Raw genomic sequence first — 13,654 nt, 5'->3', positions numbered from 1 at the left:
CACTTATTAATACCCATCGAAGGTACTAATTTAACACTGAACCGAGCCTGAGTTCATGCAAACAAGAAAGAAATTCTACTTAGCACCCGCTATGTGGTTTTTTTCTTGTCTCTATGACTCAATACCCGATTCAGTGGCTACATCAAAAAGGCTTATGCCTCTTCGTTATTTTCTGTTTCAGCTTCTGTCTGCGCTTGCTGAGGTTGATCAACCGGCACGACTAAAGGTGATGTATGGTTCGTCATTTTAGCCACCAGGCCGCCAATACGCTGACGCATTTCGCGACGATCAACGATCATATCAATCGCACCGTGCTCAAGCAGGAATTCACTACGCTGGAAACCTTCAGGGAGTTTTTCACGTACTGTCTGCTCAATAACACGCTGACCCGCAAAACCGATCAGTGCTTTTGGCTCACCAATGTTAATATCACCCAGCATAGCCAGACTTGCCGAAACACCGCCCATCGTTGGATCAGTCAGTACGGAAATAAATGGCAGCCCTTTAGCCGACAGACGTTCTAATGCCGCACTGGTTTTTGCCATCTGCATCAGAGACATCAGTGCCTCCTGCATGCGCGCTCCGCCACTGGCAGAGAAACAAACCAGTGCACAATTGCTGGCAATGGCTTCGTCAACAGCACGAACAAATTTAGCGCCGACAACAGAGCCCATTGAACCGCCCATGAAAGAAAACTCAAACGCACAGGCAACAATTGTTTGCTCCAGCAGAGTACCCTTCATCACGACTAGCGCGTCTTTTTCGCCACTGTTTTTTTGGGCAGCTGAAAGACGGTCTTTATATTTCTTTGAATCACGGAACTTCAGTTTATCTTTCGGTTCCATATCAGCAGCCAGTTCAACCGGGCTTTCTGTATCAAGAAAAGTCTCAAGACGACGGCGCGCCTTCATACGCATGTGATGGTCACACTTTGGACACACTTCGAGGTTACGTTCCAGATCGGCGTGATAAAGCACTTGTTCACATGACGTACATTTTGTCCAGACCCCTTCAGGGATCGACACTTTTCGAGAAGAGACAATATTGCTTTTGGTTAGGATCTTTTCAAGCCAGCTCATGAATGACCTTTAGTCTATATTCCCCCGCTCATTTAAGCCGAGGATGCAAATTCGTTAACTATCGGAGGTGAATTAAAGCACAAAGTTGTCAATCTGTAGATAAAAAACTGGTTGTACCTTATGGTTTATACGCCAGTTACCTCAATCCGCAAGGAAAAGAGGTCCCAGCGGTGCTGTTGGTAAACCAAATTCTTCAGGGTAATCGACCGCGACTAAGTATAGTCCCGCGGCTTTTGCGGTTTCACCTGCAACGCGACGATCTTTTTGCTCAAGTACCCACTTCATCCACTCCGGGGTTTCCTGGCCGCGACCTACCCGGATCAGACTACCCGCAATATTGCGTACCATGTGGTGTACAAACGCATTAGCTTTGATATCGATGATCACAAAATCCCCCTGACGGCTCACATTTACATGCTTCATATCACGCCATGGGCTTCGTGATTGACATTGAGTCGCACGCACTGACGAAAAGTCATGCTCTCCAACTAAATATTGCGCTGCTTCATGCATTTTTTTCTCGTCTAGGTGGCCATGATAATGGCTAACACCAATACCAAATATAGCCGGACGTAATGGATTATTATAAATGATGTAGCGATAGCGACGTGCTGTGGCACTAAAACGGGCATGAAAATCATCACTCACTTCTGTTGCCCAACGTACTGCGATATCTTTTGGCAGGTGCGCGTTGACACCAATTGTCCACGCAACCATTTTACGTTCAACATCAACGTCAAAATGCACAACTTGACCTGTTCCGTGAACCCCAGTATCTGTACGGCCAGCACAAAACACGGCAATAGGCTGATTAGCCACATGTGACAACGCCTTTTCCAAGCGTTCCTGAACACTATCTACATCACGTTGACGTTGCCAACCACAGTACTTTGCACCGTCGTACTCAATACCTAAAGCTATTCGCATAATTTAATTCGTTCTCAGAGCGGCACATGGCCAATATCAAAAGGGGGGATTATAAGGAATAGAGTGTGGGAAAAGAACCCCCCTAGACGCTTGATACGCCGTCTAAGGGGATATTCATGGGCTTATCTGTGGTATTGCGTCAGTAAGCTCTTCGCTTCACGTTGGCTGCCTGCATCGCCACTGGCAGCGACATCTTCCAGCAGAGCAATCGCACCATCAGCATCATTCATCTCTAAATAAGCCTTGGCTAAATCTAACTTGCTGGCGAATTCACCTTGGTCATCAACATCAAAAGATTCAATATCAGCCAGTACATCCGGAAACTCGTCTAAGCCGACCTCTAAGTTCAATGGTTCGCTATCCAAATCGAGCGGATTATTCAGCTCGTCGTCCTTCATCAGCTCTTCAATACTGATATAGGGAGAGCTAGCTGACTCCTCTTCTTCCAGTAATTCACTGGCACCTTCATCGAGCAGTAAAGACGATTCTTCTGCTTCTGCAAGCAGTGCTTCAGGATCAAACGCATCGACATCTTCAACCTGCATATACGGCTGTTCAGACCAATTTTCACTTTCAAGTTCCGGTTCAGGTATTGACGTTGCCCAAATTGCCGCATCTTCTTCTGACATAACAATATCGGTATCGTCATTATAATCAGTAGGCTCTTCAAACAATAAACGCTCACGTTCGTCAACGTCTAAACCTTGCTCATCGGGCAGACGTAAGTCCGCTTTCACGCCGGGCTTCGATACTTGCGCTTCTGTTGCCTCAACTTGCTCGTCTAAGTCAAATTGTTCGTCTAAATCAGGTTGCGCAGCTGAACTTGGCAGCTCTGATACCGACGTCTTATTCTGCGCTGGCTCTGGCTCTGCTGGGGTTTCAGGCTCTGCTTCAAATTCAAACATTGAATCAGGTTCAGTAAGCAACGCCGCCATGTCCAGTCCCGCGGACTCAATCAGGTTTTCATCGAACACGTCAGCGGACACGGGCTGTGGTTGAGCGGGCAGCGGTTGGGCGGAGTACCGCTCTTTCAGCCCTTGTTCAAGCTCATATTGTTCCAGTTCATGTTGCTCTTCAAAGGATGCTTGCAGCGCTTCATCTTCACTGAACTCAGGCAAGGTTGCAGGATCGATTGCTGCAAACTCAAATTCCGCAGCACTGAACTCTTCAGGTTGTACCGATGGAGCCAGCAGTGCATCTTCAGTAAGCTCATTCGCTTGCTGAGGCTTATCGGCAGCCTCAACCGCTTGCTGCAGCTGCTTAATCATATTGTCTAGAGCCGCTTGCTCTTCATCTTCAGAAAGCGGAGATAATGCTTCTTCTACGGCATCAGCCTCAGGATCATTGAACGCCGCTTCTTCATCAAACTCTGGAAGGTCATCTAAAGACAGAGACTCCCCAACCTCAGAGCCTATAGGCGGTAAACCCTGGAACTGATTTGCATCAGATTCTACTTCTGCCAGAGCCGCTTCTTCATCGAAGACCGGGAACTCATCTGAATCAATAACTGGCTGCTCGATGGCAGGATCGACAACGGGCTTATCGAAGGCCGGGTTATTCACGGTTTCAAGCAGCTCATCAACACTGCGCTCTAAATCCTGAATATCATCGCTCTCAGGCTCATCAAACAAGCTTTCAACATCAGCAACCAGAGAATCGATACTGTCTTGTTCTTCTGACATTAAGCCAGACTCAGGGGCCGGTATTGAATCCGATTCAGGCTCTAAAACGGCTTCCTCTTCAGCAAGATTTGCCGATTGCAAAGCAGGTTCATCGACATCCGTTGGTTCTATGTTTTGTGGCTTCGGTGTCAACTCATCATGAAGTTGAGTCTCTAGCGCTTCATTGAGAATAGCGTCGAAAGCTGCCGCCGGAACCTCTTGCGAAGGAAAATCAGCATCCATTTCATCGGTACCGTTTCCTCTCTCATCAACGACAGTTTCAATTCCATTGACTGAACTGCCGCTATCAACAGGATCAAATTCAGGATCTATCTGTTCCGCAAGGCCAGGAGCAATGTCACGAGACTCAGCACCGTCTGATTCTGCAGAACTGAGCACATCCGAAATCAGGTGCTCTTCAAGAATATCATCCAGCAAATCAGTACTGTTTTCTTCAATAACCAGATCATCAATGTCTAAGCTATTATCAACCAGACTGTTTAGCTCATCATCTAGCTCTGTCGCAACATTTAGCTCCGACGCTTCATTTTCAAAGTCATCGTCCGCCTCATCAAGCAGCTCATCAAGTAATGCCGTGCTATTCTCATCTATCGATATAGCAGGGTTTAGAATGCTATCATCTTCACCTTCGAGTAACTCATCAAGCAAAGCCGTACTGTTTTCTTCGAGATCTATGTCACTCGATAGCTCATCATCATCATCGTCGATGATTTCATCAAGTAATTCGACACTGCCTTCTTTAAAAACAGCGTCTTGTTCCGGGGGCTCTGCATCTGAATGCTCAGCGAAATAAACGGCTTCATCGACTACGGTTGGATTTGCCAGTTCGGCCGCTTCTGCAAGAGCTTGATCTACCGCAGCCTGTTCGGCGATATTGTCAGCAGCACTCGTATCTTCAAGAGTACTGTTTTCAAGAGCAGCGGTATCAAGAACACCGCTATCAAGTGCGCTGCTGTCAGGCGCTTTGACAAAAGAGTCAGCCCCCATCAACTCCGGCGACTCTGTGCTAACCGAGTCGAACAAAGAATCAAGCTCATCTTGGTCAGCGACTTCATTTTCAACTTCTGACAACAGATCATCAAGAATCGACTGATCAAGCAGACCCTCGTCAAGACCATCACTGGTCATGAGCTCATCATCAAAAGCACTGTTCGCTTCATCTGAAGAGAGATCAAAATTTTGCTCATTGTCATCTTGTTCTTGCAACGACTGCTCCCACATGGCAGCCAAGGCTTCATCTGAGCTTTGCTCCGATGATTGCTCCATCAAATCTAACGCCCGCTCCATATCTTGCAGGCCAATCGCTTCCTCATTACCTTTGACAGAGATACTGCTCGATGAAAGATCGCTATGGATATCAAAGTCATCGTCGCTATCGGATGACAGGTCCAGACTGTGAGCATCGCCTGCTGCATGCCCTATCTCCATCCCTGAATCCGAGGTAAATAAACTCTCTTCCGGATCATCAAACAACGAGCTCTCATCACTGGTGAATAAATCGTCGATATCGTTATCTTCGCTCAGCGTCAAATCCGGGATCTCATCGCCATCGTCAATCGGCGGTGCCACCATAACCGGCCCATTCGTATCCGGGGCATCTAATGACTTAACATCATCCGAACCAGCCTCTTTTTTCTTACGACCAAACATAAAGAACGCGATAGCACCGGCAATCAAGGCTCCGGGTATTAGCGCTACTGCCGCTAAAATCCATGGGTTAGCGATTACGCTGTCAACCCAAGAAGGCTCTTCAACCACAGGCTGTTGCTGCTGGGTTTTCTGCTGCTCAAGGAAACCAATGATTTCACCACGCAACTCTTCATCATCGGCAATCTGATCTTTAAGCGCGGTTACCTCATGTCGCATTTCCGCCAGGCGAACCCGTAGCAAGTGGTTGCTTTCCAGTAGCTTCGTCATCTGTACGTCAGATGCGTCTAATTGCTCCTGCAGCTCTGTCGGAGCCGCTTTCAACGGTTTTGCCGGAATAATTCCCCTTTCAGTCGCTTTCTGGCTCGGAGTGATCGTTTCTTCGCTCGCATTTTCGGGCTGAGCTAACGGGGTGGCAACAACCGGAGGTTCTGCCTTAGCCAATTTTTGGGGTGACTGATTTGCTAAAGCCCGGGGCGTTGACGGGACGGCAGTGCGGCGGGCCTGACGGCGTTGGTCGATCTCTAAACGGCGCTTAACGCTCGCGATGTCTTCACGCTGAATTTGTGCCATTGTCGGCATTCTCAGCTGGCTTCCCGGGATCAAGCCATGAATATTATTATTCTCAAACGCTCGCGGGTTAGCTCGATGGATCGCCCCAATGACCTGGTAAACAGAGACAGATTGATTGGGACGATAACGAGACGAAATCGACCACAAGGTTTCATTATCCCTTGTTGGTCCATATTGATTAACTGAACCCGTGTTGGATACAGCCCCGGTCTGGTTAGTGTCTTGGTAGCGGTCAGAAACGGCAAAAGGCTGATCATCATCAGCCGGGCCAAGAATACGGACAGTATTAGCATGAACCTGCACCGGTACTAAGAAGGCTGCAGTCGCGAAAAATACCGGTAAAATTAAACGTTTCATCATATTAGATTGATTAGACACTGCCCGTGTTCCTCTCTGGCAGGATATGGAATGACATAAAATCGATTGGATAAATATCAACAAGGCTGCAAGCGCCGCAAAGGCTTATCCAATCGTATTTACTATATCGAACTGGCATGCAGAAACTGTAGCCTGTTCACGAAAAACTGTGGGGTTAATAGCAAATAAGGGACGAGTATCAAGGTTCAGGCACCGAGATTATAAATCTCGATGCTAGAAACTAGGTACGAGTTATGAGTTATGAGTTACGAGATACTAGATACTAGATACTAGATACTCGATACTCGATACTCGGCACTCGCTACTAGAAACTCGAACCTTATAAATACTCTGCGATCAGTTTTTCTGCAATCTGAACACTGTTAGTTGCAGCGCCTTTACGAACATTATCGGCGACAACCCACATATTCAGGCCGCATGGATGGCTGATATCTTCACGAATACGAGCCACCATAACGTGATCTTTACCCGTTGCATCACCCACCTGAGTTGGATAATCGTTACCGTGGAAGACTTCAATACCTTCTGCATTGTCAAGCAGGCTAATCGCTTCTTCGATATTTACAGGCTGGCGGGTTTCAACATGCACGGCTTCAGCATGGCCATAAAATACGGGAACCCGTACACAAGTCGGATTAACACGAATGCTGTCGTCACCGAAGATCTTCTGTGTTTCCCACACCATTTTCATTTCTTCTTTGGTGTAGCCGTTATCCATGAAGTCATCAATGTGCGGTAAGCAGTTAAACGCGATTTGCTTATCGTAAGCCTTGTTTTCGGCAGGCATACCGTTAAGCAGCTTCGCTGTTTGTCCCGCCAACTCGTCGATGCCTTTTTTGCCTGAGCCGGATACTGACTGATACGTTGCCACATTGATACGCTCAATACCGTAGGCGTCATGGATTGGCTTCAGTGCCACCAGCATCTGAATCGTTGAACAGTTAGGGTTAGCAATAATGTTACGGTTACGATAGTCAGCAATGGCATGCGGGTTTACCTCTGGCACAACCAGAGGAACATCGTAGTCATAACGGAAACGGGATGTGTTATCGATCACTATGACCCCAGCATCTGCAGCTATCGGTGCCCAGTGTTCAGATGCTTCGGCTCCGGCAGAGAAGAATGCAATCTGTACCTGGCTCCAGTCAAAATCTTCAACATCCGTTATGCGTTTCGATTTACCGTGGAAGCGCAATACTTTACCTGCGCCACGCTCGGTCGCCAGTAAATAAAGATTACGAACAGGAAAATTGCGTTCCTCCAGTATCTCTACCATCGTTCCACCTACAACGCCTGATGCGCCGAGTACTGCAATATCAAATTCCTGACTCATTGAGTTTCCTCTACTACTGTAAAACCTAATTTAGCCAGCGACTCTACCCCAAAGTCGGCCTTTCCGGCTACTGTAATCGCACTATATTCGCGTCGATCCCAGTAATTTTTTCTCATCTGATCAAAAGCAGCAGCCATTTGGCTATCATCGCCTGCTGTCAGGGTCATTTCTCGTCTAAATAGAGCGTCATCTTTACGGATGTCATAAATCAACTGGATCAACATGAAAAGAGTCGCTTCATCCCACGGTTTGCTCAAGCGAACATAGGGAACGGGGGCCACCGGCAATAGACTTGAAGCAGCAACCTGCTGCGTGAGATTGAGCGATTCACAAAAACAGTTGTAGACCATGGTGGTGCCGCGCGCTTTACCTTCTAAGCCGTAACCTGCAATATGAGGCGTCGCAAAAGCCAGTAATGGCAACAACTCCAAATCGACTAACGGCTCTTTCTCAAACACGTCCAGCACCGCAGTCAGTACCTGGTTCTGACCAGATTGTGATTGCTGCAACGCCATTTTCAACGCCTGATTATCAACAACGGGGCCACGCGCCGCATTAATAAGAATGGTATTGGGTGCAAGTTTTGCCAAAAAGGCTTCATCGACTAAATGATACGTCGGAAAATCACCGCCCCGGGTGATCGGAGTATGCAAGGTGATCACGTCACACTGGGTCTGGAGTGTTTCAAGGGAATGAAAAATACGGCTATCCCCTTGCTGCTTTTTCAGTGGATCGTTTAACAAATAACGAATACCCAGCGCATCAAGACATTGTGCCAAATAGCTTCCGACATTCCCGGCGCCGATAATGCCGATCGTTTTATCGAAAATAGAAAAGCCCTGCTGCTGACCTAACACCATCAAGCTGCTTAACACGTACTCGGCGACCCCGACCTTGTTGCACCCCGGTGCTGCAGTGAAGGCAATACCACGCTCAGCCAGTAATTCCTGATCGACATGATCGTACCCTGCCGTTGCGGTACCAATGAATTTCAACTTATCGGCTTCAGCCAGTAAGGATTCATTGACTTTAGTTATCGAACGGATCATCAGGGCGTCAACATCGACTAAATCGCTAGCCGATAATGTACGGCCCGGTTTGGCAACCACTTCCCCTAGCTGGCCGAACAATTCTGGCGCATAGGGCATGTTTTCATCGACAAGGATTTTCATTTTTTCTCCGGAGAAAAAGAAGAGGGTCTAGGAGTCTAGTACTTCGTCACAGAAGTTTTGATTAGTTCCGTCACCAAACGTCGTCATTCCGTAAAGTGAGGTACGAACTTATACGGAATCTAAGGCGCACACAGTTAAAGCTGGATCCCGGATATCTCGTTCCTCTATTCCGGGATGACGGTGCTTCAACGATTCGTATTTTATGTGAAACAGGGTCCAGGGTATAGCACCTTTCTTCAGGTACAAAAAAACCCGGCACATGGCCGGGTAAAAAAATCCAGGTAAAAAGCATTAGCATCTGGATATAGACACCTTCTATAAAAGAAAATACTATTCACACAAGCTAATGTTGCGTCTGTTTACAGGCACTGGCGACAGAAAACCAATCTTTAAGATGCCTCCGCTAAAAGTCGTCCGCTTGATTGGAGATCCTAGCCAGTGCCGTTCCTGGAAAAAGACAAAAGAAGTTTCAGGAGCGAGTATAACGTGTCGAGTTACTCACACGAGTTTCGAGTAGAGCGTTTCTCGAATCTCACTACTCGCTTCTCCTTACTCACTTCTCGTCACTCGCACCTGTTATTAACCTTCGTATTTCTTAATCACGAGTGTCGCGTTGGTACCACCGAAACCGAAGCTGTTAGACATAACTGTCTTCAATTCTTGCTCACGCATTTCAGTCACGATATCCAGACCTTCTGCTGCCGGATCTAGATTGTCGATGTTGATACTTGGCGCAACGAAGTTATTATTCAGCATCAAGGTTGAATAGATGGCTTCGTGTACACCCGCAGCACCCAGCGCATGGCCGGTCATCGCTTTAGTTGCAGAGATCGCCGGGCTGCTCTTTCCGAACAACTCCTGAATGGCACCTAATTCTTTTACGTCGCCGACAGGCGTAGACGTACCGTGGGTATTGATATAATCCACTGGTGCATCAAGATCTTTCATCGCCATCTTCATACAGCGAACGGCACCTTCACCTGATGGCGCGACCATATCGTAGCCATCAGAGGTTGCCCCATAACCTACGATTTCACCGTAAATTTTCGCACCACGTGCTAACGCATGTTCCAACTCTTCAACCACCAGCATGCCGCCGCCGCCAGAGATAACAAAACCGTCACGATCGGCATCATAAGTACGAGATGCCTTGGTTGGATCATCATTATATTTGGTTGATAGCGCACCCATCGCATCGAACATCATCGTCAGCGTCCAATCCAGCTCTTCACCACCACCAGCGAAGACAACGTCTTGCTTGCCAAGCTGGATCAGTTCAACAGCGTGGCCGATACAGTGTGCCGACGTCGCACATGCTGAACTCATGGTGTAGTTCACGCCACGAATTTTAAATGGCGTTGCAAGGCAGGCTGAAACGGTGGATGACATAGTACGAGGTACCATGTAAGGGCCAACACGCTTCACCCCTTTTTCGCGCAGAATATCAACGGCTGCAGCTTGGTTATGCGATGACGCACCACCTGAACCCGCCACCAGGCCAGTTCGGTCATTAGAAACCTGATCTTCGGTTAAACCTGAATCTTCAATTGCCTGCTCCATCGACAAATAAGCAAATGCGGCGGCATCACCCATGAAACGCATTTTTTTACGATCGATGTGTTCAGCCGGATTCATTTTCAAATCACCCCAAACATTACTGCGCAATTTCTTTTCTGCGAACTGTTCAGAGAAGCTAATCCCAGACTTACCACTTTTTAGAGATGCCAACACCTCTTTAACGTCGTTACCAATGCTGGATACGATACCCATGCCTGTAATTACGGCTCGTTTCATGATGAATTCCTACTGTCATTTAACGTTGTCAATATTAACGGGTTTATTAACAGAAAGTGGTCAGCTTTCCCTACAATCGGGTACAATCGCCACCAATTATTGATTAAGTATATCTCTAGAGCTGTTTAATTCGCCGCTATTTCGTTCCAGAACAAAGAGAAAGCGCTCTGTTTAATAACAAGTAGGCGATATCTGACTAAATAGCAATGAGATAAAATTATGAGGTTTCCCTTGTCTGACAAGCGTATCGAGCACGCCATTCTTGATTGGAATGAGGCCGGCACTCCAGTATCCAATAACTTTGACGATGTCTATTTTTCTAACACCAACGGGCTGGAAGAAACACGATACGTCTTCTTGCAACAAAATGGACTGCCTGAACGCTGGGAAACACTTGATCGCCGCCGTTTTGTGATTGCCGAAACGGGCTTTGGGACTGGACTGAATTTTCTCGCCGCGTGGCAATGGTTCAAAGCCTTTCGCCAGGCAAACCCAAGCGCAACAACCAAAGAACTGCATTTCATCAGCTTTGAGAAATTCCCGGTTACCAGAGATGACTTAATCAAGGCCCATCAGGCCTGGCCAGAACTGGCTGATTTAGCAGAGCAACTGCATGCCCACTACCCGCCAGCCGTTGCCGACTGCCATCGAATCGTGCTGGAAGAAGGCATGATCACCCTTGACCTGTGGTTTGGTGATATCAAAGACTGTATGCCGCAAGTCTGGACCAATGATGACGGTATTGTTGATGCCTGGTTCTTGGATGGTTTCGCCCCCAGCAAAAACCCGGAAATGTGGAATCAGGAACTATTCAACGGTATGGCAAAAATGGCGCGCCAGGATTGTACCACCGCAACCTTCACCGCTGCCGGTTTTGTTCGACGAGGTTTACTTGAAGCCGGTTTTGAGATGGCTAAAGTGAAAGGCTTTGGTCATAAGCGAGAAATGCTGGCAGGAAAAATCACCAAACGCCAACACAAGGCAAACTTCAAACCCTGGTACGCACGTTCGGCCGCGACGAATCCGGCAGATGTCGCGATCATTGGTGGTGGTATTGCATCGGCGACCACGGCACTGGCTCTGGTTCGCCGAGGAATGAAGGTGACGCTTTATTGTGCCGATCCCTTACCGGCTGAAGGAGCATCGGGTAACCGCCAGGGCGCTGTCTATCCGTTATTGAATGGCTCAAACGATACCCTCTCCCGCTTCTTTGCTCCGGCATTTTTTTATGCGCGCCAGTTTGTTGAACAGGCTGCAGTAAAAAGTGAATTTTCCCACGACTGGTGTGGTGTCACGCAACTGGCCTGGGATGAGAAAGCAGCTGAAAAATTAGATAAAATGCTGACAGGCACCTTCCCGCCAGATCTTGTTCATTCGCTAAATATTAAGCAAACCGAGCAAAAGACCGGGGTTAAATCAGGCCATCGCAGTGTTCACTACCCACAAGGTGGCTGGTTGTGTCCGCAAGAACTCACCCGCGCGTTAATTACCCAAGCGCAAGAGACGGGTCTGCTTACAGTAAAAACCGAAACGGACATTTGCCGACTGGAATTGATTGAAGATACATGGCAACTCACCGATACCTCGGGCAAAACCTTTAGCCATGACAGCGTCATTATTGCAAACGGCCATCGTTTTTCTGAATTAGAACAAGCGAAAGCGATCCCTGCCTATTCGGTACGCGGACAAGTTAGCCATATTCCAACCAACAGTACGTTATCAGAACTGAAAACGGTACTGTGTTATGACGGCTATCTAACACCCGCGAATAAAACCACACAGACCCATTGTATTGGTGCCAGCTACCGCCGCAACAGCGTTGATTTAGCATTTAGCGAACAAGAGCATGCTGATAACAAGCAGCGGTTGATCAACTGCCTGCCAAATGTCGGATGGCCGACCGAAATCGATATCTCAGGTAATCAGTCACGGGCAGGTGTTCGCTGCGCCAGCCGCGACCATTTACCCTTTGTCGGCGATGTCTGTCGTTACCAGGCATTGATTGAGCAGTATGCCGATCTCAGAGATCAGCAAGACACCGCTGAAATGGTGCCTGTTTATCAAAATTTGTACTCAATCGTCGGTTTAGGCTCTAGGGGTTTAAGCTCAGCCCCGCTGCTTGGCGAACTGCTAGCTTCACAGATCTGCGGCAACCCGCTCCCTTTGCCTCATACCGTATTAGACGCTCTGCATCCCGGTCGTATGTGGGTTCGCCGCCTTGTGAGAGGCAAGCAGCTTTAAGGGTTACGAGAAGCTAGAAACAAGATACGAGTTTAAAGTTACGAGATTAGAGTGGTGAGATAAAAGTTACGAGATTAGAGAGACGAGAAACGAGAAAAGCGAGAGGTTATAATACCTCCGAGTTCTGGGGGCAGACTTCAAAAATCACTCACTCATGTCAAGCTTTTGCTCTTCCTAGCTTCGAGTTTTGAGTATCGAGTATCTAGGTACTCAAAACTCGATCCCATAGAACCGCTCTTCCTAGTCACTCGTTTCTAGAAACTCGCAACTACCCCCTATTCAACCGCCGCCGTAACCGGAGGTGCGGTATCATTTCCACCTCCGGAGTCTGATACTGCAACCCCTATCACTACAGCCGCGACACCTACTGCAAGCACTGTCGCCGTCAGGCCTCCCGCTGAAGCCGCCAACGCGGTATCAATCCCCGCCGCAGCCCCTGTCGAACTGCTGGCAGCCGTTGTCGCCGCATCAGAAGCAGACGTAGAAGTAGATGAGGACGGTTGAGATACTTGATCTTCAGCGGCAAAAACAGTACTAGAAAGCATCCCAGCCAAAAGCAACGTAATCGCAAAATTCTTCATAGCTTCCCTTATTACCCTAACTTCTAACAACAATTTTCTTTCATTGATATAAATGTAAGTATAGGACAAGAATAACTATTAGGTGAGAGACAAATACTGAGGTGCTAGGGTGCTAGGGTGCTAGGGTGCTAACAGGCAGAGTGCACTTTATTTAGTGACAACCAAATAAATACCAGCCCTATTCGCCCTATTCACCATCGGGCCACAGAGCCACAGGGCCGCTCTTTCCATCAAAAATTAGATACAC

The 13,654-nt window shown here is 47.8% G+C and carries 8 protein-coding genes; 1 reads left to right on the top strand and 7 read right to left on the bottom strand.

Annotated features, from left to right (window positions below; genetic code table 11):
* Positions 1-152: 152 nt before the first annotated feature.
* The 6 genes from accD to fabB all read right to left on the bottom strand — a co-directional run bounded on the left by accD (position 153) and on the right by fabB (position 10,585).
* Entirely contained in the window at positions 153-1,079 is a 927-nt protein-coding gene (accD, locus tag C9I89_RS15975; RefSeq protein WP_107284317.1) for an acetyl-CoA carboxylase, carboxyltransferase subunit beta, read from the bottom strand.
* A gap of 141 nt (positions 1,080-1,220) precedes the next feature.
* Entirely contained in the window at positions 1,221-2,006 is a 786-nt protein-coding gene (gene truA, locus C9I89_RS15970) for a tRNA pseudouridine(38-40) synthase TruA (RefSeq protein ID WP_107284316.1), read from the bottom strand.
* A gap of 122 nt (positions 2,007-2,128) precedes the next feature.
* A complete protein-coding gene (locus tag C9I89_RS15965; protein ID WP_245905504.1) occupies positions 2,129-6,286 on the bottom strand; it encodes a FimV/HubP family polar landmark protein in 4,158 nt (1,385 codons plus the stop codon).
* Positions 6,287-6,605: 319 nt separating this feature from the next.
* The gene (locus C9I89_RS15960; RefSeq protein WP_107284314.1) at positions 6,606-7,619 is read right to left on the bottom strand and encodes an aspartate-semialdehyde dehydrogenase; all 1,014 of its coding nucleotides are present in this window, start codon (positions 7,617-7,619) and stop codon (positions 6,606-6,608) included.
* Positions 7,616-8,791, bottom strand: coding sequence for a 4-phosphoerythronate dehydrogenase (locus C9I89_RS15955; protein WP_107284313.1), 1,176 nt, complete (start codon positions 8,789-8,791; stop codon positions 7,616-7,618). Before C9I89_RS15955 ends, C9I89_RS15960 begins: the two co-directional genes overlap by 4 nt.
* Positions 8,792-9,370: 579 nt before the next feature.
* Positions 9,371-10,585 carry a beta-ketoacyl-ACP synthase I gene (gene fabB / locus C9I89_RS15950; RefSeq protein WP_107284312.1) on the bottom strand — a complete coding sequence of 405 codons (1,215 nt, stop codon included), beginning with the start codon at positions 10,583-10,585 and terminating at the stop codon, positions 9,371-9,373.
* 219 nt (positions 10,586-10,804) lie between these two features.
* On the opposite strand from fabB, the gene mnmC reads away from it, so the two are divergent.
* The gene (gene mnmC, locus C9I89_RS15945) at positions 10,805-12,826 is read left to right on the top strand and encodes a bifunctional tRNA (5-methylaminomethyl-2-thiouridine)(34)-methyltransferase MnmC2/FAD-dependent 5-carboxymethylaminomethyl-2-thiouridine(34) oxidoreductase MnmC1 (protein WP_107284311.1); all 2,022 of its coding nucleotides are present in this window, start codon (positions 10,805-10,807) and stop codon (positions 12,824-12,826) included.
* Positions 12,827-13,101: 275 nt separating this feature from the next.
* On the opposite strand, the gene C9I89_RS15940 is transcribed toward mnmC, so the two are convergent.
* Positions 13,102-13,407: a hypothetical protein gene (locus C9I89_RS15940; protein WP_107284310.1), complete on the bottom strand. Its 306-nt coding sequence runs from the start codon at positions 13,405-13,407 to the stop codon at positions 13,102-13,104.
* Positions 13,408-13,654: the final 247 nt, after the last annotated feature.

It is taken from the genome of Photobacterium lipolyticum, from assembly GCF_003026475.1.
In the GTDB taxonomy this organism is placed as follows: Bacteria; Pseudomonadota; Gammaproteobacteria; order Enterobacterales; family Vibrionaceae; genus Photobacterium; species Photobacterium lipolyticum.
Note: the sequence above shows the minus strand (reverse complement) of the source record. Positions and strands in the feature narration are given on the sequence as shown.

Bases quoted from the DNA above. Each gene is read 5' to 3' on its own strand.
- fabB (WP_107284312.1), bottom strand. From the start codon at position 10,585: ATGAAACGAGCCGTAATTACAGGCATGGGTATCGTATCCAGCATTGGT.
- mnmC (WP_107284311.1), top strand. From the start codon at position 10,805: ATGAGGTTTCCCTTGTCTGACAAGCGTATCGAGCACGCCATTCTTGAT.
- C9I89_RS15955 (WP_107284313.1), bottom strand. From the start codon at position 8,791: ATGAAAATCCTTGTCGATGAAAACATGCCCTATGCGCCAGAATTGTTC.
- C9I89_RS15940 (WP_107284310.1), bottom strand. From the start codon at position 13,407: ATGAAGAATTTTGCGATTACGTTGCTTTTGGCTGGGATGCTTTCTAGT.
- C9I89_RS15960 (WP_107284314.1), bottom strand. From the start codon at position 7,619: ATGAGTCAGGAATTTGATATTGCAGTACTCGGCGCATCAGGCGTTGTA.
- truA (WP_107284316.1), bottom strand. From the start codon at position 2,006: ATGCGAATAGCTTTAGGTATTGAGTACGACGGTGCAAAGTACTGTGGT.
- accD (WP_107284317.1), bottom strand. From the start codon at position 1,079: ATGAGCTGGCTTGAAAAGATCCTAACCAAAAGCAATATTGTCTCTTCT.